This is a genomic window from Streptomyces sp. NPDC048197 (assembly GCF_043202395.1).
In the GTDB taxonomy this organism is placed as follows: Bacteria; Actinomycetota; Actinomycetes; order Streptomycetales; family Streptomycetaceae; genus Streptomyces; species Streptomyces siderophoricus.
The window spans coordinates 13,833-33,087 of sequence record NZ_JBIDAJ010000001.1 but is presented as its reverse complement, the minus strand read 5'-3'; the positions used below and the strand labels follow the sequence as shown (position 1 = coordinate 33,087).

The 19,255-nt window shown below is 69.1% G+C and carries 27 protein-coding genes; 19 read left to right on the top strand and 8 right to left on the bottom strand.

What is annotated here, in order from left to right:
* Positions 1-122: 122 nt before the first annotated feature.
* The 9 genes from ACGF4C_RS00195 to ACGF4C_RS00155 all read left to right on the top strand — a co-directional run bounded on the left by ACGF4C_RS00195 (position 123) and on the right by ACGF4C_RS00155 (position 5,839).
* On the top strand, positions 123-368 hold the full coding sequence (locus ACGF4C_RS00195; protein ID WP_393562799.1) for a chaplin: 246 nt from the start codon (positions 123-125) through the stop codon (positions 366-368).
* A gap of 243 nt (positions 369-611) precedes the next feature.
* Positions 612-1,010, top strand: a complete 399-nt coding sequence (locus tag ACGF4C_RS00190) for a rodlin (protein ID WP_393562000.1) — start codon at positions 612-614, stop codon at positions 1,008-1,010.
* A gap of 362 nt (positions 1,011-1,372) precedes the next feature.
* Positions 1,373-1,633 (top strand): chaplin, encoded by a 261-nt coding sequence (locus ACGF4C_RS00185; protein WP_393562798.1) that lies wholly within the window; start codon positions 1,373-1,375, stop codon positions 1,631-1,633.
* A 267-nt stretch (positions 1,634-1,900) separates the two neighbouring features.
* On the top strand, positions 1,901-2,188 hold the full coding sequence (locus ACGF4C_RS00180) for a hypothetical protein (protein WP_393561999.1): 288 nt from the start codon (positions 1,901-1,903) through the stop codon (positions 2,186-2,188).
* A 342-nt stretch (positions 2,189-2,530) separates the two neighbouring features.
* On the top strand, positions 2,531-2,932 hold the full coding sequence (locus ACGF4C_RS00175) for a rodlin (RefSeq protein ID WP_393561998.1): 402 nt from the start codon (positions 2,531-2,533) through the stop codon (positions 2,930-2,932).
* Positions 2,933-3,407: 475 nt separating this feature from the next.
* On the top strand, positions 3,408-3,803 hold the full coding sequence (locus ACGF4C_RS00170; protein ID WP_393561997.1) for a rodlin: 396 nt from the start codon (positions 3,408-3,410) through the stop codon (positions 3,801-3,803).
* 148 nt (positions 3,804-3,951) lie between these two features.
* The gene (locus tag ACGF4C_RS00165; RefSeq protein WP_393561996.1) at positions 3,952-4,563 is read left to right on the top strand and encodes a chaplin; all 612 of its coding nucleotides are present in this window, start codon (positions 3,952-3,954) and stop codon (positions 4,561-4,563) included.
* Complete coding sequence (locus ACGF4C_RS00160) at positions 4,560-4,823, top strand: hypothetical protein (protein WP_393561995.1); 264 nt, start codon at positions 4,560-4,562, stop codon at positions 4,821-4,823. The genes ACGF4C_RS00165 and ACGF4C_RS00160 overlap by 4 nt, the downstream gene beginning before the upstream one ends.
* 170 nt (positions 4,824-4,993) lie before the next feature.
* Positions 4,994-5,839, top strand: a complete 846-nt coding sequence (locus ACGF4C_RS00155) for a nitrilase-related carbon-nitrogen hydrolase (protein ID WP_393561994.1) — start codon at positions 4,994-4,996, stop codon at positions 5,837-5,839.
* 24 nt (positions 5,840-5,863) lie between these two features.
* On the opposite strand, the gene tatA is transcribed toward ACGF4C_RS00155, so the two are convergent.
* Positions 5,864-6,073 carry a Sec-independent protein translocase subunit TatA gene (gene tatA, locus ACGF4C_RS00150; protein ID WP_393561993.1) on the bottom strand — a complete coding sequence of 70 codons (210 nt, stop codon included), beginning with the start codon at positions 6,071-6,073 and terminating at the stop codon, positions 5,864-5,866.
* 55 nt (positions 6,074-6,128) lie between these two features.
* Positions 6,129-6,356, bottom strand: coding sequence for a hypothetical protein (locus ACGF4C_RS00145; protein ID WP_393561992.1), 228 nt, complete (start codon positions 6,354-6,356; stop codon positions 6,129-6,131).
* Positions 6,357-6,476: 120 nt separating this feature from the next.
* Between ACGF4C_RS00145 and rpmG the strand changes: the two genes are divergently transcribed.
* From rpmG to ACGF4C_RS00120, 5 genes are all read left to right on the top strand, one after another.
* Positions 6,477-6,641, top strand: coding sequence for a 50S ribosomal protein L33 (rpmG, locus tag ACGF4C_RS00140; RefSeq protein WP_030801565.1), 165 nt, complete (start codon positions 6,477-6,479; stop codon positions 6,639-6,641).
* A gap of 5 nt (positions 6,642-6,646) precedes the next feature.
* Positions 6,647-6,898 carry a type B 50S ribosomal protein L31 gene (locus ACGF4C_RS00135; protein ID WP_310728319.1) on the top strand — a complete coding sequence of 84 codons (252 nt, stop codon included), beginning with the start codon at positions 6,647-6,649 and terminating at the stop codon, positions 6,896-6,898.
* Complete coding sequence (locus tag ACGF4C_RS00130) at positions 6,898-8,046, top strand: CobW family GTP-binding protein (RefSeq protein ID WP_393561991.1); 1,149 nt, start codon at positions 6,898-6,900, stop codon at positions 8,044-8,046. Before ACGF4C_RS00135 ends, ACGF4C_RS00130 begins: the two co-directional genes overlap by 1 nt.
* Positions 8,047-8,126: 80 nt before the next feature.
* A complete protein-coding gene (gene rpsR, locus ACGF4C_RS00125) occupies positions 8,127-8,390 on the top strand; it encodes a 30S ribosomal protein S18 (protein ID WP_362137190.1) in 264 nt (87 codons plus the stop codon).
* A 275-nt stretch (positions 8,391-8,665) separates the two neighbouring features.
* Complete coding sequence (locus ACGF4C_RS00120; protein WP_030801570.1) at positions 8,666-8,905, top strand: DUF397 domain-containing protein; 240 nt, start codon at positions 8,666-8,668, stop codon at positions 8,903-8,905.
* Positions 8,906-9,052: 147 nt separating this feature from the next.
* Here ACGF4C_RS00120 and ACGF4C_RS00115 read toward each other — a convergent pair whose 3' ends face one another.
* On the bottom strand, positions 9,053-9,547 hold the full coding sequence (locus tag ACGF4C_RS00115; protein ID WP_393561990.1) for an ATP-binding protein: 495 nt from the start codon (positions 9,545-9,547) through the stop codon (positions 9,053-9,055).
* 313 nt (positions 9,548-9,860) lie between these two features.
* On the opposite strand from ACGF4C_RS00115, the gene ACGF4C_RS00110 reads away from it, so the two are divergent.
* The 4 genes from ACGF4C_RS00110 to ACGF4C_RS00095 all read left to right on the top strand — a co-directional run bounded on the left by ACGF4C_RS00110 (position 9,861) and on the right by ACGF4C_RS00095 (position 14,192).
* Positions 9,861-10,724, top strand: a complete 864-nt coding sequence (locus ACGF4C_RS00110) for a helix-turn-helix domain-containing protein (RefSeq protein ID WP_393561989.1) — start codon at positions 9,861-9,863, stop codon at positions 10,722-10,724.
* A gap of 104 nt (positions 10,725-10,828) precedes the next feature.
* Positions 10,829-12,286 carry an aldehyde dehydrogenase family protein gene (locus ACGF4C_RS00105; RefSeq protein WP_393561988.1) on the top strand — a complete coding sequence of 486 codons (1,458 nt, stop codon included), beginning with the start codon at positions 10,829-10,831 and terminating at the stop codon, positions 12,284-12,286.
* 538 nt (positions 12,287-12,824) lie between these two features.
* Positions 12,825-13,373, top strand: a complete 549-nt coding sequence (locus ACGF4C_RS00100) for a DinB family protein (RefSeq protein ID WP_393561987.1) — start codon at positions 12,825-12,827, stop codon at positions 13,371-13,373.
* Between the two features lie 177 nt (positions 13,374-13,550).
* The gene (locus ACGF4C_RS00095) at positions 13,551-14,192 is read left to right on the top strand and encodes a PadR family transcriptional regulator (protein ID WP_393561986.1); all 642 of its coding nucleotides are present in this window, start codon (positions 13,551-13,553) and stop codon (positions 14,190-14,192) included.
* 56 nt (positions 14,193-14,248) lie between these two features.
* On the opposite strand, the gene ACGF4C_RS00090 is transcribed toward ACGF4C_RS00095, so the two are convergent.
* From ACGF4C_RS00090 to leuE, 4 genes are all read right to left on the bottom strand, one after another.
* A complete protein-coding gene (locus ACGF4C_RS00090; protein ID WP_393561985.1) occupies positions 14,249-14,725 on the bottom strand; it encodes an SRPBCC domain-containing protein in 477 nt (158 codons plus the stop codon).
* A 119-nt stretch (positions 14,726-14,844) separates the two neighbouring features.
* Positions 14,845-16,260, bottom strand: a complete 1,416-nt coding sequence (locus ACGF4C_RS00085) for a glutamate decarboxylase (protein ID WP_393561984.1) — start codon at positions 16,258-16,260, stop codon at positions 14,845-14,847.
* Positions 16,261-16,276: 16 nt separating this feature from the next.
* Positions 16,277-16,906, bottom strand: a complete 630-nt coding sequence (wrbA, locus tag ACGF4C_RS00080) for an NAD(P)H:quinone oxidoreductase (RefSeq protein ID WP_393561983.1) — start codon at positions 16,904-16,906, stop codon at positions 16,277-16,279.
* Positions 16,907-17,197: 291 nt separating this feature from the next.
* Complete coding sequence (leuE, locus tag ACGF4C_RS00075; RefSeq protein ID WP_393561982.1) at positions 17,198-17,899, bottom strand: leucine efflux protein LeuE; 702 nt, start codon at positions 17,897-17,899, stop codon at positions 17,198-17,200.
* A gap of 114 nt (positions 17,900-18,013) precedes the next feature.
* On the opposite strand from leuE, the gene ACGF4C_RS00070 reads away from it, so the two are divergent.
* Positions 18,014-18,772, top strand: a complete 759-nt coding sequence (locus tag ACGF4C_RS00070) for a MerR family transcriptional regulator (RefSeq protein ID WP_393561981.1) — start codon at positions 18,014-18,016, stop codon at positions 18,770-18,772.
* Positions 18,773-18,836: 64 nt separating this feature from the next.
* Here ACGF4C_RS00070 and ACGF4C_RS00065 read toward each other — a convergent pair whose 3' ends face one another.
* Positions 18,837-19,205: a YbjQ family protein gene (locus tag ACGF4C_RS00065; RefSeq protein ID WP_030414965.1), complete on the bottom strand. Its 369-nt coding sequence runs from the start codon at positions 19,203-19,205 to the stop codon at positions 18,837-18,839.
* Positions 19,206-19,255: the final 50 nt, after the last annotated feature.

Genomic DNA, 19,255 nt, shown 5'->3' with positions numbered 1-19,255 from the left:
ATGTGCGAGACGACCCTTTCACCCGTTTGAGCCGCTACTTTTGCCCCAGTTGATGCGTTGAGCTGCTTGTCGCCCCACGCGGCGCGCACATACCTGAATGCTGCTCAGTGAAGAGGTTCACCGTGAAGTTTGTTCCGAAGGCCGTCGTCGTGTCCGCCGCCGCGGGTGTCGCTGTGGTGGGGGCAGCCGGTATGGCCAGCGCCACCGACGGTGCATCCGCTGCGGGTGGCGCAGTCAACTCCCCCGGTATCCTCTCCGGTAATCTCGTCCAGGTGCCGATCTCCATTCCGATCAATGTGTGCGGCAACACCGTCAACATCTTCGGACTGCTGAACCCGGCGTTCGGCAACATCTGCATCAACCGCTGAGCGCTGTACAGAGGTTGATGCCTCGGGCCGCTGACGCGGGCGGTCCGCCACAAAGGCCGGTACGCATTCCCGTACCGGCCTTTGTGCCGCCCACCACGCATCCGTGGCCGAAAGGCCGCCCGGATGCAGTGATATGTGTCTATCGTTCCGCGGCATTCGGGTGAATGGGCGAAACCGCACCCAAAGAAGCGAGTTGACCAGGGCGCTCCGGATACGGGCACTCCGCTTCGAGAAGGGTAAATCGTGATCAAGAAGGTCCTGGCCACGACGGCTGTCGCCGCGTCCGTCGTCGGAATTTCGGCGGCGATCGCGCCCCAGGCGATGGCGATCGGCAACCACCACGGCACGTCGACGGTCAACGGCAACGGAGCCAAGAGCGCGTTCGGCAACTCCACCACGCACGGCAGCATGAGCCCGCAGCTGGAGCTCATCCAGGGCACGCTGAACAAGCCCTGCCTCGCCGTGGGCAAGGTGCCCGTGCAGGTCCTGGCCCTGTTCCAGATCCAGGACATCAACGTGCTGTCCAACCCGCAGAACCAGCAGTGCGTGGACAACTCGACCCAGGCGAAGGGCGACGAGACGCTGTCGCACATCATCGACGACATCCCGATCCTGTCCGGCAACGGCGTCGGCAACCACTGAGCCGGCCAACGGCCGCAGGTCCGGACCGCCGGCTCTCACTTCCAGGGCGGTCCGGTCCTGCGGCGTCCCTTACGGACCGTAGGGACAGATATTCTCGATCCCCCTTTCGGTAGGAATTCGTATTCGGCGGATACCGAGCCTGTTCGAAGTCCGGTGTTTTTTCCGCGTCGTATGCGCGGTGGCAATCTCTCGAAACGGTCGTGCACCCTTCGAGCGATTTCCCCGAAAACCACCGGTCAAGGGTTTCATCCACGACGGGCAATCGTTACCAATATCGGCAGCGGCGTTACGGGCGAGCAGATCAGCGTCCGAGCGGCACGACGGTCGTGTTCGCTACGGACCCGCTGCAGGAAGGGCAGAAAGTGAAGTACGCAAAGGTCGCAGCGATCACTGCCGGCACGCTCATGGCACTGGGCACGGCGGCGCCGGCGTTCGCCAACGCGGGGGCCGCGGGCGGCACCAAGGGCTCCCCCGGTGTGATCTCGGGCAATAACATCCAGATTCCGATCCACATCCCGATCAATCTGTGCGGAAACACCATCAACTTCGTCGCACTGCTGAACCCGGCGTTCGGCAACACCTGCATCAACGGCGACATCTCGCAAGCAGCACGAGCACGTTGAGCTGTGTCCTTGTGACCCGGCCCCGGTGTGCGATCCCCTGCGCATCGGGGCCGGTCGCCATTCGTTTTGGCGAGTAGTAATCCTAGAGCCCCGTACTTTTCGGGTGGACCGGCCGCGAAAGGTGAAACTTCAGGGTTTCTTCGGACGGCGGCCCTCGTTAATCACGCTGAAAGCGGTGATCCGAGGTGATCCGAGCAGCGAAGTGATCGCTTATGCGGCGCTGATCTCCCGGGACCGTCAAGCACCGCCCGAGAAGGGACAGTTGAAGTGAAGTACGCAAAGTCTGCTGCGGTTGTTGCCGGTTCCGTCCTGGCGCTGGGGGCCGCCGCGCCCGCTTTCGCCGCGCAGCCCGGAGCTCCCACCATGAGCCTCAACGGCGCGGTGAACGACACGCTGAGCAGCGATCAGCTGGACGGCCACCAGCTCGGGCCGCTCTTCAACACGGTCAGGACCGCGCGGGACAAGGTCAAGTCGACCAGCGCGAAGAAGCTGCTCGGCGGCCTCAACGGCGCCGCCAAGAAGGGGCAGCTGCTCGGTGGTCTTCCGCTCAAGTAATTCCTGACGCGTGACGTCGGCCGCCGGCCGGCGACCATCGGAACCGCTCGGCAAGAGCCGCGACGCATTCCGCATCGCACGGTGCCTCGGCCGCCCTCCGGTGGAATATGACGGGAAGTAAAATTCCCCTCTCATCGGATCGCGGCGTTCGATTTCACGAAGCTGGACCGCACTCCGGACATTTTTCGTACCGGATTCCGTGTGCCGGGTGCCGGTTGCGAAGCCGTTCGGCAAAGCGCATCGGGCCACCCGCTGTTTGAGTGAATGAGAACAACCAAAAACGTCCCAGTCAGTTGGGCAGATTGCCCGGCCCAAGGGTATCCCGAAACACGAAGGACCAAAATGATCAAGAAGGCTCTGGCGACCGCAGCAGCGGCTGCGTCCATTGTCGGCGTAGCCAGCGCCGCTGCCCCTGCGGCGATGGCGATCGGTAACCAGCACGGGACGTCTTCCGTCAACGGCAACGGTGCGACGCAGTACTACGGGAATTCGACCACGTACGGCTACATGAGCCCGCAGATCGGGCTTGTCCAGGGCTCGCTGAACAAGCCCTGCATCGCCCTGGGCAAGGTGCCCGTCCAGGTCCTGGGCTTGCTGCTCCAGGTCCAGGACATCAACGTGCTGTCCAACCCGCAGAACCAGCAGTGCGTCGAGAACTCCACCCAGGCCAAGGGCGACGAGCCGCTGTCGCACATCCTGGACAACATCCCGATCCTTTCGGGCAACGGCGCCGGGAACCACTGACCGGCTGAGCAAACCCGGGCCGCCCGGCCCTCCTTCTTCCGGGCGGCCCGGGTTTTTGCTGCCCACCCCGGGGCCGGGAATTGTTATTCGCTCGTGACTGAACTCCGGCGCATCCGGTCGTTAGGAAGGGTGTGTGGAGGGAAGCATGCCAATGCCCTTGCGAAATTGATGGGGTTGCCAGGGCATTGGCATGCCGGACGGAAACGAGAACAGGGTCTGCGCAGCCGTTCGGACGGTGGCGCGGGCCCTGTGTCGTGGACCGGGCCCCGATGACCCGATGGAGAGGGACGGGGCCGGGACGGCGAAACTCCGGGCGCATTCATCGCATTGTCGTTTTCGGACCGGTGTGAGCGGCCTCTTTTCCGGAGAATCCGGCCAGCTATTCGGGTGATGCTGCGCAACTCGCGGCCGCGTGGCGGGTTGTTCAAATAGGGCTCCCGGGCCGGGAGTTCCATCTCCTGAAGGGTTTGCGTGAATGAAGAAGATTTTTGCGGGCGCGGCCTTGGCGGCATCGCTCGTCGGTATCTCCGTTGCGGCCGCTCCGCAGGCCATGGCGATCGGTGACCAGAAGGGCACCCGGACGGTCAACGGGAACGGCGCGGCGTCGGTCTACGGAAACTCCACCACGCACGGCAAGCTGAGCACCCAGCTCGGGCTCGTCCAGGGCTCGCTGAACCAGCTGTGCGTCGCTGTGGGCAAGGTGCCGATCCAGGGCTTCGCAGGCGCTCAGATCCAGGACATCAATGTGCTGTCCAACCCGCAGAACCAGCAGTGCGTCCAGAACTCGACCCAGGCGAAGGGCGACGAGACGCTGTCGCACATCATCGACGACATCCCGATCCTCTCGGGCAACGGTGTCGCCAACCACTGAGGACGGCCGACGGCTCCGGCCGTTGCACCGCTTGCGTTTCCGGGCGGCCGGCGCCGCGTATGCGCTGTCGGCCGCCCGGCCGTATTCGCACCACGGGGGGAGCGGGCCCCTGGGCCCGTACGCAACGACTGCAGACGAGGGATGAGAGATGCGACAGAGCCTGAAGACCTGCGTGCTCATGGCCGCGGCGTCGGGCATGCTCGGCGCGGGCGGCGGGACGGCGTACGCGGACGCCGGCGCCGGGGGAGGCGCCTCGGACTCCCCGGGGGTGCTGTCCGGCAACAGCGTCCAGGTGACCGTGGACACCCCGGTCAACGCGTGTGGCAACTCGGTCGACGGGGCCGCGGCGCTCAACCCCGCCATGGGCAACTCCTGCGGGAATGGTGCGGCGCCCGCGCCGGCCGTACCGCCTCCCCCGGTGGCACAGCGGCCGCCCGTGGCGCCGGGGAAGCCGGCGGGGCCGGTGCGGCGCCCGGAGAAGACACACGTGCGGCACGAGGCCGCGGCACCGGTGAAGCCGGCGCCCGAGAAGGCGCCGCCGGCCGGCCACCGGGCCGTGCACGAGGCCGCGCACCGGCCCGCGCCGCGGTCCGTACCGGATCAGCGGATGGGCGCGGTGGCGCGGGCCGGGGCGTCCGCGGGCTCGGCGCTGCTGGCCTCCACCGGGACCGGCGAGCTGGGGACGGCGGCCGGTGCGGGCGGGGGGCTGCTGCTGGGCGGGGCGTTGCTGCTGCGCAGGGCCCGTACGCGACGCCGGTGAGCGGCGCGGACCACGAGGATCACGGAGTGGGGGAGGGGGCCGGCCGGGCCGGTGGCGCCAGGGGTTTCCGGGGCGTCCGGGGGCGAGGCGGCCGGCCGAGCGGGTCCGGCGGGCCGCTCGGCCTGGGCCGCCCGGTCGATCCGGCCGTCGGCATCACCGGACGGTTCGACCGCGGGCCGTCGCAGCGCTTCCGGCGGGCGGGGCTGCGGCTGGAAGCCGCCCTTCCGGTGGTACGACGGATCGTGCGGATCAACGCCTGAGCACACGCTCCGGCACGGGAAGGATCGTTCTTTCGCTCATTGGTGGGAGCTGCCTCGCCGGGCGTTTGAAGTGCGCGGAAGCGGGAGTTCCGCGGGGTGGTGCCGGTCCGTTCCGCCTCTGGCAAAATGGCGGAAAAGCCGCAAAAGTGATGAGTCGATGAGGTGGGGTCATGCTCATTGCGCTGGCGCAGACCGATTGCGTGCTGGGCGAGGTGGCGGACAACCTGAAGACCGCCCATGAGCAGATCGAGCAGGCCGCGACCCAGGGCGCCGATCTCGTCGTCTTCCCCGAACTGAGCCTGCACGGCTACCACTTGGGCGCGCTCAAGCGCGACGAGTCCATCGAGGCGAACGACCCGCGGCTGCTGGAGCTGAGCACCCTGGGCCCGGACGTCCTCGTCGGCTTCCACGAGCACACCAGCCTGCGCGCGTACAACACCGCGGCCCACTACGCGGCCGGCGCGCTGCTGCACGCCCACCGCAAGCTCTATCTGCCCAACTACCTCGCCTGGGAGGAGCGCAAGCACGTCAGCCCCGGACAGTCGCTGCGCGCCTACGAGCTGAAGCGGTCCGCCCGCGGCGGCCGGGGCGCGACGCTGGTCTGCAACGACGCCTGGCAGCCGGTGCTGCCGTGGCTGGCGGTGCAGGACGGGGCGGAGGTGCTGTTCGTGCCGACCAACAGTGCGGCGAGCCTGGACCCGGAGGCGATGGACACCGGCCTGTACTGGGACACCCTGCTGTCCTATACGGCGAAGATGCTGCAGTGCTGGGTGGTCTTCGTCAACCGGGTCGGCAACGAGCACGGGGCGACGTTCTGGGGCGGCTCGCGGGTGGTGGACCCGCGCGGCGCGGTGGTGGCGCAGGCGCCCAAGTGGGAGCCGGCGCTGGTCACCGTCGAGATCGACCTGGCCGAGGCGCGCCGGCAGCGCCGGGCGGTGCCGCTGGTCGCCGAGGCCCGGCTGGGTCTGATCGACCGCGAGGTACGGCGGCTGATCGACGAGGGCGGCGACCACTGACCACGGTCGGCCGCCCGGCCGGGGTCAGCGGCCGGCGGCGGACTCCGCCGGGGCCTCTGCGCGGGGCGCCTCGGCGGCCCGGTCGTCCTTGAGGGCCTTGGCCTCGGACTTCAGGATCCGCATCGAGCGGCCCAGGCCGCGCGCCATGTCGGGCAGCTTCTTCGAGCCGAAGAGCAGCACCAGGACCGCGATGATCAGGAACAGGTGCCAGGGTTCGAAGGCGTTGCGGAGCATGCGCACTCGCTTCCGTCGGGGGGCCGCCAGGGGCCGGCGGGCGTTCTGTCCAGTATTACCCGGCCGTGCCGGGCGGTGCGGTCCGGGGGGCGTCGCCGGCGCCGGACTGCTGAGCGGGCCGCCGACGGGCCGGCCGGGCGCGGCCGGCGGCGCGCACCTCCGCCGGCGTACGGCAACTACGGATGACGGCCTGCAGAACGGCCCGGCGGGCCGCGTAACAGGCGACGGCGGCCCGGCGCCGCGCGTTCCCCGCGATCCTGCCCTGATGAGGCATCGAAGGCATCGAAGGCATCGAAGGCATTGAAAGCGTCGAAGGTATCGACGGCATCGACAGCGCTCCTTCCGGTAGAGGCCCAGGTCAGAGCCTATTGAAAATGGAAACCATTTCCGTATACTAGCCGGCATGGCCCGCAACGAACTACGCCCGGTCGTCAAACTCCGGTCCACCGCCGGCACCGGCTACACCTACGTGACCCGCAAGAACCGCCGTAACGACCCCGACCGCCTGCACCTGCGCAAGTACGACCCGGTGGCCGGCCGGCACGTCACCTTCCGAGAGGAGCGCTGAGCCCCATGAAGCACGGAATCCACCCCACCTACGGGCCGGTCGTCTTCCGCGACCGGGCCGCGGACCACGCCTTCCTCACCCGTTCCACCGCCACCAGCGACAAGACCATCGAGTGGGAGGACGGTCACACCTACCCCGTCATCGACGTCGAGACCTCCTCGGCGAGCCACCCCTTCTACACGGGCACCGCCCGGGTGCTGGACACCGCCGGCCGCGTCGAGCGGTTCGAGCGGCGTTACGGCAAGCGGGCCCGCTGATGGACCGGCTGAACATCGTGCTGGTGGGCGGAGTGCACGCGGACGCCCGGCGGGCCACCGTCGAGCGGCTGCTGCACTCCGTCCCCGGCAGCGTCGCCCTCCACCACGACCTCGCCCCGGCCACCGACGGCACCGTCCGTCGCACCATCCGCGACGCCGGCGGCACCCTCGCCACCGGCGAGGCACCGCTCGTCAACGACTGCGCCTGCTGCGCCCTGCGCGAGGACCTGGTGCCCGAGCTGGAACGACTGGCCGCCGGCCGCACCTGCCGGCTGGCGGTCGTCGAACTGTGGGACTCCGTCGAACCCAAGGCGATGGCCGAGGTCATCACCACCTGCGGCAGCGAACACCTCGCACTGACGCAGGTGATCACCGCCGTCGACCCCGCACTGCTGCTGCCCTACCTCGGCTGCGGCGACGACCTCGCCGAGGCCGGACTGGCCGCCGCGGCGACCGACCGGCGCACGGTCGCCGACACCTGGGCCCGGCAGCTGGAATACGCACCCGTCCTGGCCATCGCCGCGGGCGACGAGCCCGCCGAGCCCGCCGACCTGGCACTGCTCGCCCAACTGCACCCCACCGCCCGCCAAGTGCCCGTAGAATCAGCCCAGTTGGCGGCCGCCGCCACGGCAGGATTCGACGTCGAGGCGGCCGCCGCCCGCCAGCACCCGGCCTGCGCGCTGCTCCCCCAGGAGGCCGACGCGGCCGGCGTCGGCACCCTCGTCTGGCGGCACACCCGGCCCTTCCACCCCGAGCGGCTCTACACCGCGCTGGAGGACCTGACCTGCGCGGCCGCGCGCAGTCGGGGCCGCTTCTGGCTGGCCGACCGGCCCGACACCCTGCTCTCCTGGGACGCGGCCGGCGGAGCGCTCTGCGTCGAGAACGCCGGGCCCTGGCTGGCCGCGCTGCCGGACGCCGCCTGGGAGATGGTCCCGCCGATGCGCCGCGCGGCCGCCGCACTGGACTGGCACCCCGAGCACGGCGACCGCGCCCAGCACCTGGTCTTCACCTCGCCGGGACTCGACCGCGACGGGCTCACCTCCCTCCTGGACTCCTGCCTGCTCACCGACGCCGAGTACGCGGGCGGCCCACCGGCTTGGAAGACCCTGCCGGCCGCCTTCGACGAGCTCCTCGATCCGGTTTCGTAGCCCCTCGGTGCCGCGGGGTGCAGCCCGCCGCCCGCCGCACCTCCCACCCACCCCGCCCACCCTCGTCACAAGGAAGCCCCATGCCCCGACGGCACGACCCGCGCCGCAGGACCACGCCCCGCCCCAACCCGCTCGACGCGGCCGGCATCACGTACATCGACTACAAGGACACCGATCTGCTGCGGAAGTTCCTCTCGGACCGCGGCAAGGTCCTCCCCCAGCCTTCGGCCGGGAGGTGCCCCCACCGCCGCGTCACCCGGGTGACCGCGCAGCAGCAGCGGCAGATCGCCCGGGCGATCAAGAACGCACGGGAGATGGCGCTGCTTCCGTACGCCTCACGGTGAGGGGGACCCTCACCCGGACCCGGAACCCGAGCGGCGTGGCACACGTCTCTTCCTCGCCCATGAGGGTTAGAACCGGACCATCCGTACCAGGTAAGGGCGCACCGCATCAGGGGCGGTGGCCGGCGATCGATGGTGGAGGAGCGATGGGCCAGGGGCTCGACAAGCTGTGACGGGAGCGGCACCGGCTGTCGTGCACGTGCATCTGCGCATGCATCCGCATGTGAACGCAGCTATGATCCCGGGCAGTTGACACCATTTCTCACCGGGAGAGCCCTGTGCCCCACGCATACAACGGCATGGCCGCAACGGAGCTCCGCGACGTGACCTGGCAGAAGAGCCGGCACAGCAACTCCCAGGGCTCCTGCGTGGAGTTCGCCAAACTGCCCGGCGGTGAGATCGCGGTCCGCAACTCCCGCTTCCCGGACGGCCCGGCGCTCGTCTACACCCCGGCCGAGGTACGGGCCATGCTGCTCGGCGTCAAGGACGGGGAGTTCGACCACCTCGTACCGGACTGAGCGTGCACACGACCGAGCGGCCACGGCGCCGAGCGGCACCCCGCGCCGCCTGCACATGCCCAGGCGTCGTCGGCACATGCATATGCAAGGAGCGCCCGCCGGCAGGGCGGGCGCTCCTCGTGTGCGACGGGTGGCGGGCACGGCCGGCTACGGCAGCCGGAACTGCGCCCACACGATCTTGCCGTGGGTGACGCCGGACAGCGGGTGCCAGCCCCAGCTGTCGCTGAACGAGTCCACCAGATAGAGCCCCCGCCCCGATTCGGACGCCGAGTCCGCCGCGGAATCCGCCTCGCCGGCCACCGGTGAGTCATCACTGGGATCCCGCACCGCACAGATCAGCCGCTGCGACCAGCGCATCAGGTGGAGCCGGGTGGGCGGCGGGGCGTCGGCGTGCTCGGGGGCGGCGAGGACCGCATGTCTCAGGGCGTTGGTGACGAGTTCGGACACCACCAGTGCGACCGAGTCGAAGAGCTCGTCGAGTTCCCAGCCCTGGAGCGTGTCACGGGTGAACTTCCGCGCGGAGCACACCGATTCGTACCGCGGGGGGAGCGTGCACGACGCGGATCCGGAGACGGCCAGCGGGTCGACGGGAGGAAAGCCCTGCCATAACGGCTCGAGCATGGTCAAAACCTTGGTCCCCATGCGAGGCACTCCTGGCGTTCGCGGACGTCATGACCCTGGCCGGTTCGGCCGGATCTGGCGGATCTTTCACGAGCGTGCATGCGTGCGCCGCCTATGGTTCCCAATGTGCGAGACAGATGCAAGGGCAGATGCACGTGCACGCGCCGCGATTGGAGGGGATCACCCCGGTTTGGCGGCAATTATTGCCACCGGTTCTTGTGGAGGGCTTGCGAGGGCGGCTCATATCAGTAACCGGATGAGCACTCAACGAAGCCTGAACGTGGCAGACTGCGGCCCACCATTGGACGGGGTGGGTCACAGGAGGGTCAGAGAGGTGTCCGCAAGTGAGTCGAGCGGGTCGGTGGTGCGGCGGATCCTGCTCGGGTCGCAGCTTCGCCGCCTGCGTGAATCCCGTGGAATAACCCGCGAGGCGGCCGGCTACTCGATCCGTGCGTCCGAATCCAAGATCAGCCGCATGGAGTTGGGCCGGGTCAGCTTCAAGGCGCGCGACGTCGAGGACCTGCTCGTGCTGTACGGAGTCAGCGATCCGCAGGAGCGTGAGGCGCTGCTCTCCCTCGCACGCGAGGCCAACGTCGCGGGGTGGTGGCACAGTTACACCGATGTGCTGCCCAGCTGGTTCCAGACGTATGTCGGCCTGGAAGGAGCCACTTCGCTCATCCGGGTCTACGAAGTCCAGTTCGTACACGGGCTGTTGCAGACCGAGAGCTACGCACAGGCCGTCATCCGGCGCGGCATGCCGGACGCCGCGCCCGCCGACATAGAGCGCCGGGTCGCGCTCCGCATGGAACGCCAGAAACTGCTCATCGCCGAGCGGCCCGCGCAATTCCACTGCGTACTCGACGAGGCAGCGCTGCGCCGCCCGTACGGCGAACGCGAGGTGATGCGCGAGCAGCTGCGGCATCTGATCGACGTTTCCGAACGCCCCAATGTGCGCCTCCAGGTCATGCCGTTCAGCCTGGGCGGGCACGCGGGGGAATTCGGCGCCTTCACCATGCTCGGATTCCAGGAATCGGGGCTCCCGGACGTCGTCTTCCTGGAACAGCTCACCAGCGCACTGTATGTGGACAAGCCCGAAGAAGTGGCCCAATACGCACGAGTGATGGACCGCCTCCAGGAAGAGGGACCCAGTCCGGCGGAGACCAGAGACCTTTTGCGTGGTCTACTCCAACTTATGTGACGTCTATCCCCTCTCATGTGACGCGTCGGTAGGATGCGCCCCATCAGGAGTCAGCACCCCCCAACTAGGCGCCCTGCGCGCCCTGTTCTCCAGATCGGGATGGCATGTCCTACTTCGACGAGTTGGCCTATCAGTTCATCGACGGTGAGTGGCGCTCCGGAAGCGGCTCGTGGGACATCGTCGATTTCAATCCCTACAACGGCGAGAAACTGGCCTCCATACCCTGCGCCACGGTCGAGGAAATCGACCAGGCCTACCGCGCCGCCGAGCGTGCGCAACGGGAATGGGGCGCGGTCAACCCGTACACCCGACGACTGGTCTTCGAACGGGCCCTGCGGATCATCGACGACCGCGAGGCGGAACTGTCCGAGACGATCGCCGCCGAGGTCGGCGGCACGCTCACCAAGGTGGGCTTCGAACTGCACCTGGCCCGCGAATTCCTGCGCGAGGCCATCCAGTTGGCGCTGCGAGCCGAGGGCCGCATCCTCCCGTCGCCCATCGACGGCAAGGAGAACCGCCTCTACCGGCTGCCGGTCGGCGTCGTCGGGGTGATCAGCCCCTTCAACTTCCCGTTCCTGCTCTCGCTCAAGTCCGTCGCGCCGGCCATCGCGCTCGGCAACGCGGTGGTCCTCAAACCGCACCAGAACACCCCGATCTGCGGCGGCGGGCTGGTCGCCAAGCTCTTCGAGGAGGCCGGGCTGCCGGCGGGCGTGCTCAATGTCGTCGTCACCGACATCGCCGAGATCGGCGACGCGCTCATCGACCACCCCGTGCCCAAGACGATCTCCTTCACCGGCTCGGAGAAGGTCGGCCGCCACGTCGCCACGGTCGCCGCCGCCCACTTCAAGCACTCGATCCTGGAACTCGGCGGCAACAGCGCGCTGGTCGTCCTCGACGACGCCGACATCGACTACGCCGTGGACGCCGCCGTCTTCAGCCGCTTCGTGCACCAGGGCCAGGTCTGCATGGCCGCCAACCGCATCCTGGTCGACCGCGCCGTCGAGCGGGAATTCACCGAGAAGTTCGTCGCCAAGGTGGCGTCCCTCAAGGTCGGCGACCCCACCGACCCGCAGACCCACATCGGCCCGCTGATCAACGAGGGCCAGGCCGAGGCGGTGGCCTCCCTCGTGGACCGCGCGGTCGCCGAGGGCGCCTCGGCGCTCCTGCACGGCGAGACCCGCGGCACGCTCGTCGCCCCGAGCGTCCTGAGCGGTCTCCCCGACGACTCCCCGCTCCTCAGCCAGGAGATCTTCGGCCCGGTCGCGCTACTCGTCCCGTTCGACGGCGAGGAGGAAGCTGTACGGATCACCAACGCCACGCCCTTCGGGCTCAGCGGCGCGGTGCACACCGGCGACATCGAGCGCGGGGTGCGGTTCGCCAAGCGCATCGACACCGGGATGTTCCACGTCAACGACGCCACGGTCCACGACGAGCCGATCGTCCCCTTCGGCGGGGAGAAGAGCTCGGGGGTCGGCCGGCTGAACGGGGACGCGATGGTGGAGGCCTTCACCACCACGAAGTGGATCTCCATCCAGCACGGGCGGTCGGCGTTTCCGTTCTGAGGTGAGGCGGTCGGCGTAACTGTGCTGAGCGGTTGCCCGTTTGCGGTCGGCGTTTCTGTGCGGCGGGCGGCTCGGTGGGGGCTGTGGGCTGGGGTGGGCTCGGGGCGGTTGGGCGTCGGGGTGGCGTTGGGCTGGGCTGGTTAAGGGGCGGGCAGGCTCGGGGTGGGGTGTCGGCGGGGCGTACGTCGGTTTCGGGGCATGTGGGGGTTGTGGGCGCGGGCGGGGTGTGGCGTGGGGTGGTGCGCGGGTGCCTTGGGCCGGGGCTGCCTCCTTCTTTTCCGGCAACGATTACGGAGAGTAGTTTTGTTCCCAAGAGCGTAACAGAAAGTAGTGGGGGTTGGGAGGGGGTGGTATGCCGGGTCCTCGGCGGGTTGGGGGTGTTGGGGCGGCGCGGGGGTGTGTGGCTGGCGTTGTTGGGGGTTTGGGGAAAGAGGACGCGGGCTGTCCTCTATGGGGGCTAGCTTGGGGGTGTTGGAGGGCGGCGGCTCGGTGGTGTGGGGTCGGGTGTCCTTGGTGTGTGGGGTGGAAGGTGGATGGCATGCCTACTCATGTTGTGGCTGAGGCTCATGGGGACGAGATCGGGGCGCTGTTGGCCTTTTTGGAGGCGCAGCGGGGTGGGTTGCGGCGGGCCGTTCTGGGGCTGACCGACGAGCAGGCGAACCAGCGGCCGAGTGCGAGTGAGCTGTCGCTGGCCGGGCTGGTCAAGCACGTCGCGGAGACCGAGCAGGGCTGGGTCGAGACGGCGCAGGAGCGGCCGCACTCGATCGAGCGGACGCAGGAGACCTGGCACCTGTCGTTCCGGCTGGAGGACGGCGAGACGGTGGCCGGGGTGCTGAAGTTCTGGGACGACGTCGCCCGGCGGACCGAGGAGTTCGTGCGGTCCGTGCCGAGTCTGAACGACACGTTCCCGCTGCCCGAGGCGCCGTGGTTCCCGAAGGACGCCCGGCAGTCGATGCGCTGGCTGCTGCTGCACCTGATCGAGGAGACCGCCCGGCACGCCGGCCATGCGGACATCATCCGGGAGTCGCTGGACGGTAAGACCGCCTTCGGGCTGGTGGATGAGGAGCTGCAGGCCACGAAGGGATAGAGGGACAGGGAGATAGGGGGAGGCCGGGGAAGGGGGGCGGGGTAGCGTTCCTTGTGCGTTCTAGGCTGGGCCTTGAGGGGTCGGGGCGTCGTCCGGTGGCGGCCCGACCAGGTGCGCTGCCGAGGCGATGTGCCGTCGGGGCGGCGGACGCAGAGGTGACGGGACGCGAGGGGTGCGATGTCGGCCATCCGGCTGCTGGTACTGGGCGCCGTGCGGCAGCACGGGCGGGCGCACGGCTATCAGGTGCGCAACGACCTGGAGTACTGGGGCGCCCACGAATGGTCGAACGCCAAGCCCGGTTCGATCTACCACGCGCTCAAGCAGATGGCCAAGCAAGGGCTGCTGCATGCGCACGACATCGCGCCCAGTACCGCCGGCGGCCCGCCGCGTACCGAGTACGAGCTGACCCCGGCCGGCGAGGCGGAGTATTTCTCACTGCTGCGGGAGGCGCTCTCCCAGGCGGACCAGAAGTTCGACGTGCTCAGCGCCGGCATCGGCTTCGTGGTGGATCTCCCGCGGGACGAGGCGGTGGCGCTGCTCAAGCAGCGGGTGCGGGCCCTGGAGGAGTGGCGGTCCACGGTCACCGGGTACTACACGCCGGAGGAGGGGCCGGGGCAGCTCGGCCACATCGGCGAGATCATGAACCTGTGGGTGCACTCGGCGGACAGTGGCGCGGTGTGGACCCGTGGGCTGATCGAGCGGATCGAGGGCGGGGCGTACGTTTTCGCGGGCGAGGGGGAGCCGTTCGTCGGGGTGCTCGCCGAGGGGGAGGAGAACCCGTACGCGACGGGGGAGCGTCACCCCGGGGATGTTCAGTGAGGCTGTCACCAGGGCACTGAGACCGTCAGTAAGAACCAAGACCGCCGCCTGCTACATCACCCGTCGGAGACGAGTTCGGACAGGTGGTGCAGTGAGTTGGTGAGGTGTTCGGGGGCGAACGGCGGGAACTGGAGGTACTCCCGGATGGACTGCGGCACCGCCGACCAGTCGTAGGTGAGTGTGATCTCGGTTTCGGACGGGCCGAGCGGGGTGAGGTCGTAACGCCAGGTCCAGCCGCCGAATTCCAGGCGGCCGTCGTCCTTCTCCTCCCCCGTCAGCCAGCCGATGGCGCGTGGTGGGTCGAGCACCTGCACCTTGTTGGCCACCTGGTAGTCACCGTCGGGGTGGTGGGGGTGGTACATGGCCATCCGGAAGATCTGCCCCACCTCGGTCAGTGGCGCCCGGTCGACCGCTTCCTGGACCCAGCCGGTGCCGTCGATCGCGGAATGGGTCGTCGGGTCCGCCAGCACCGCGAACACCCTCGCGGCGGGCACGGCGACGGTCAGGGTGGCGCTCACGTTCTCCTGGTCCACGGTGTGCACGCTCCTTGTCAGCCCTGTTGGACCTGTTGGCCCTGTCAGCTCTTGTCAGCCCTGGTCAGGCCTTGGCAGCGCGTCTGTGGTCTCCCGTAGGTGCGGGAGGGGGAGACGGGCTAGTGGTGGAACGCTGTTGCCAGGCGTTGCGGGCGGTCGAGGGGGGCGGATTGCCGGCGGAGTTCCGGGAGGAGTTGCGTCAGGTCGGTGAGGAAGAGGTCGGCCAGGTCGTGGGAGAAGCCGTTGCGGCAGACGATCCGCAGGACGGAGAGGTCTTCGCGGTTCGGGGGGAAGGTGTAGGCGGGGAGCAGCCAGCCGCGTTCCTTCATGCGGCGGGAGACGTCGAAGACGTCGTACGAGGTGACGTGGTCGGCCGTGGTGAAGGCGAAGACGGGCAGTTGGTCGCCGCGGGTGAGGAGGGTGAAGTCGCCGAGGGCCTCGATGCGTTCGGCCGTGGAGCGGGCCACGTCGCGGGTCGCCTGCTGGACGGCGCGGAATCCGGACCGGCCGAGGCGGAGGAAGGTGTAGTACTGGGCGGCGACCTGGGCGCCGGGCCGGGAGAAGTTGAGGGCGAAGGTCGGCATGTCGCCGCCCAGGTAGTTCACGCGGAAGACCAGCTCCTCCGGGAGCGCGTTCATGTCGCGCCAGAGCGCCCAGCCGACGCCCGGGTAGACCAGGCCGTATTTGTGGCCCGAGGTGTTGATGGAGGCGACCCGCGGCAGGCGGAAGTCCCAGACCAGTTCCGGGTCGAGGAACGGGGCGATCATCGCGCCGGACGCGCCGTCGACGTGGACCGGGATGTCGAGGCCGGTCCGTTCCTGCACCTCGTCGAGGGCGGCGCAGATCTCGGCCACCGGCTCGTACGACCCGTCGAAGGTGGAGCCGAGGACGGCGACGACGCCGATGGTGTTCTCGTCGCAGAGTGCGGCCGCGGAGGCGGCGTCCATGTGGAAGCGCTCGCCCTCCATGGGGACCAGGCGCGCTTCGACCTCCCAGAAGTTGCAGAACTTGTCCCAGCAGACCTGCACGTTGGCGCCCATGACGAGGTTGGGACGGGCGCTGCCCGGGTAGCGGTCGGCGTTCCGCCGCATCCAGCGCCGTTTGAGCGCCATGCCGGCGAGCATGCCGGCCTCGCTCGACCCGGTGGTGGAGCAGCCGACGGCGGCCGACGGGTCGGGTGCGTGCCACAGGTCGGCGAGCATCGCCACGCAGCGCCGTTCCAGTTCGGCGGTGCGCGGGTACTCGTCCTTGTCGATCATGTTCTTGTCCCGGCACTCCGTCATCAGGACCCCGGCCTGCGGTTCCATCCAGGTCGTGACGAAGGTGGCCAGGTTGAGCCGGGCGTTGCCGTCCAGCATCAGCTCGTCGTGGACGAACTGGTAGGCGGTGTGCGGGGAGACCGGCCCGTCGGGGAGGGTGGTGCGGGGTGGCGAGGTTTCCATGCCGGAGACCGGGTCGGCCTCGCCGTAGAAGGGGTTGACCGGGCGTGCGGTGCGCTTCTGGTCGGACGTCGATGCGCCTTTGTGCAGAGTCAACTGTCGCCCCTTCGCGTCAGGTTGCCGGCGCCAGGCCGTGCTTGATGGCTTTGGTGAACTTCACGACGCGCTGCGCCTGGATACGGGCGGCGGTGCGTGCGTCGTCGTCGAGCGGGGTGTCCGGGCCGCCGGTGTGGGAGGTGCCGTACGGGTTGCCGTCCCGGTATTTCGCCGGGTCGGTGTAGCCGGGGGTGACGAGGATGCCGCCGAAGTGGTGGACGGTCTGGTAGAGCGCCAGCAGGGTGGATTCCTGGCCCCCGTGCGGGGTGGCGCTCGCGGTGAAGCCGCTGTAGACCTTGTCGGCCAGTCTGCCCTGGTGCCAGAGGCCGCCGAGGGTGTCGAGGTACTCCTTGAGCTGGGCGCTGACGTTCCCGAACCGGGCCGGTGTCCCGAAGATCACTGCGTCCGCCCAGAGCATGTCCTCGTGGGTGGCTTCGAGGATGTCCGCGGTGGCCGCGGCGTTGGCCGCCCATGCGGGGTTGGCGTCGATCGCGGTCTGCGGCGCGAGTTCGGCGGTCCGCCGCAGCCGTACGTCCGCGCCCGCGTGCTCGGCGGCGTCCGCGATCCACTGGGCGAGCGTGGCGATGGTGCCGGTCGACGAGTAGTAGATGACGGCGACGTGCACGTCGTGCACGGGCAGGTGCATACGGCATACCTCCTCATGCCCGACAATACGGGCATGAGGAGGGGGTAGCCATTACCGTCGGCCGGTCGGCCCGCCTTGATGGCTCAGGCGTCGGCGAGGGTGCCGTCCTTGACGGCGTCCCGCCCGGCTCGCGCGTCGATCTGCCGGGCTTCGGGGGGAGTTGCGCGCTGCCGCTGGTCGCGCTCGGGAACTGCAACACCGAGACGGCCCGCAGGCTCACGGATGTCCTGCACAAGGCGGCGGCAGCGCGTTGGCCGCAAAAGCGCGTTAGCGGCAAGGAAAGCGAAGGCTTCAGCTCGCGCTGGCCAGGGAGAGCTTCGCGGCGAAGCCGAGGAAGGCCGCGCCGGCGCCCGCGGACAGGCCCGCGGTCAGGCGCCGGCGGCGGCGGAAGGTGGCCGCCAGGTACGTACCGCTGAAGATCAGGATCGACAGGTACGTGAGGCTGAACAGCTGGGCCCAGGCGCCCAGGGTCAGGAACGACAGCACCGGGTGGGCGTAGGACGGGTCCACGAACTGCACGAAGAAGGAGATGAAGAAGAGGATCGCCTTGGGGTTGAGGAGGCTGACGATCAGGGCGCGGCGGTAGGGGCGTTCGGCGGCTTCCTTACGGGACGCCGCCGGTGTGGCAGATGCCGCAGCACCGGCCGGCTCCGACGTCTCCGCGTCGCGCGTCGCCTTCCGTGCCTCGCGGCCGCGCCACAGTGCCCAGGCGCCGCGCAGCATCCCGACGGCGAGCCAGGTGAGGTAGCCCGCGCCGGCGAACTTGACGATGCCGAAGAGGACCGGGCTGGCCTGCAGCAGGGAGGCCACGCCGCCCGCGGACAGCGTCATCAGCACCGTGTCGCCGCACAGCACTCCGGCCGCGGCCCGGTACGCCACCCGGGGGCCGCGCCGGGCCGCCACCGAGACGACGTACAGCGAATTGGGCCCCGGCAGCAGGATGATCAGCGCGAGCCCGGCCAAGTAAGTCGACAGATCCGTTATCCCCAGCATGGGCGGAAGGATCTCACCCCCGATTCGGTCGCCCCACGGTTTTTCAGGATGCGGACTTGCACCTCACGCGGCGTGAGGACACATCGTTGGGTGCGTACCGAGAAGGGAGCGGGAGTGAGCTATTCGGTAGGGCAGGTCGCGGCCTTCGCCGGGGTGACGGTGCGCACCTTGCACCACTACGACGAGATCGGGCTGCTGCAGCCCGGTGAACGCAATCACGCAGGTCACCGCCGTTACGGCGACGACGACCTGGACCGGCTGCAGCAGATCCTGTTCTACCGCGAGCTCGGCTTCCCGCTCGACGAGGTCGCGGCCCTCCTGGACGATCCGGGCGCCGATCCGCAGGAACACCTGCGGCGCCAGCACGACCTGCTGACCGCCCGGATCGGCAAGCTCCAGGACATGGCCGCGGCCGTCGAACACGCCATGGAGGCACGCAGGATGAACGTACGGCTCACACCGGAGGAGAAATTCGAGGTCTTCGGGGAATTCGACCCCGATGCGTATGCCGCGGAGGCCGAGGAGCGCTGGGGCGGGACGGACGCCTACAAGGAGTCGCAGCGCAGGACGGCGGCGTACACGAAGGAGGACTGGAAGCGGCTGACGGCGGAATTCGACGCCCTCCACCGCCGGATGGCCGATCTGCTCGGCGAGGGCGTGCCGGCGGATTCCGAGGCGGCGATGGACGTCGCGGAGGATCACCGGCAGTACATCGGCCGCTGCTACTACGCGTGCTCCTACGAGGCGCACACCGGCCTCGGCGAGATGTACGTCGCCGATGAGCGGTTCACCGCCACCTACGAGGCGATCCGGCCCGGGCTCGCCGTGTACATGCGGGACGCGATGCTGGCCAACGCGGTCCGCCACCTGTGATCCGGCCGTACGGGCCGGGCGGCGCGGTTCCCCGCCGGGCGCCCCGGCCCGTGCGAGCGCGCTCTCAGCCCATGGGGGCGATCACCACGGCCGTCCCGTAGGCGCACACCTCGGTGCCGACGTCCGCCGCCTCCGTGACGTCGAAGCGGAACATCAGCACCGCGTTCGCGCCGCGCGAGCGGGCCTGTTCGATGAGCCGCTCCATCGCCTGGTTGCGGGTCTCCACGAGGGTTTTGGTCAGCCCCCGGAGTTCGCCGCCGACCAGCGACTTCAGGCCGGCGCCGATCTGGCTGCCGAGGTGGCGGGAGCGCACGGTGAGGCCGAAGACCTCGCCGACGACCCGTTCCACGTGAAACCCGGGGACGTCGTTCGTCGTCACCACCAGGACGTCGGACTGTGCGTGCTGTCCGCCGCCGTAATCCTCGATGCCCATGGGTGCGCACCTCCTCAGTGGCCAGGATCACCCGGGTCCGGGGGCGCGGC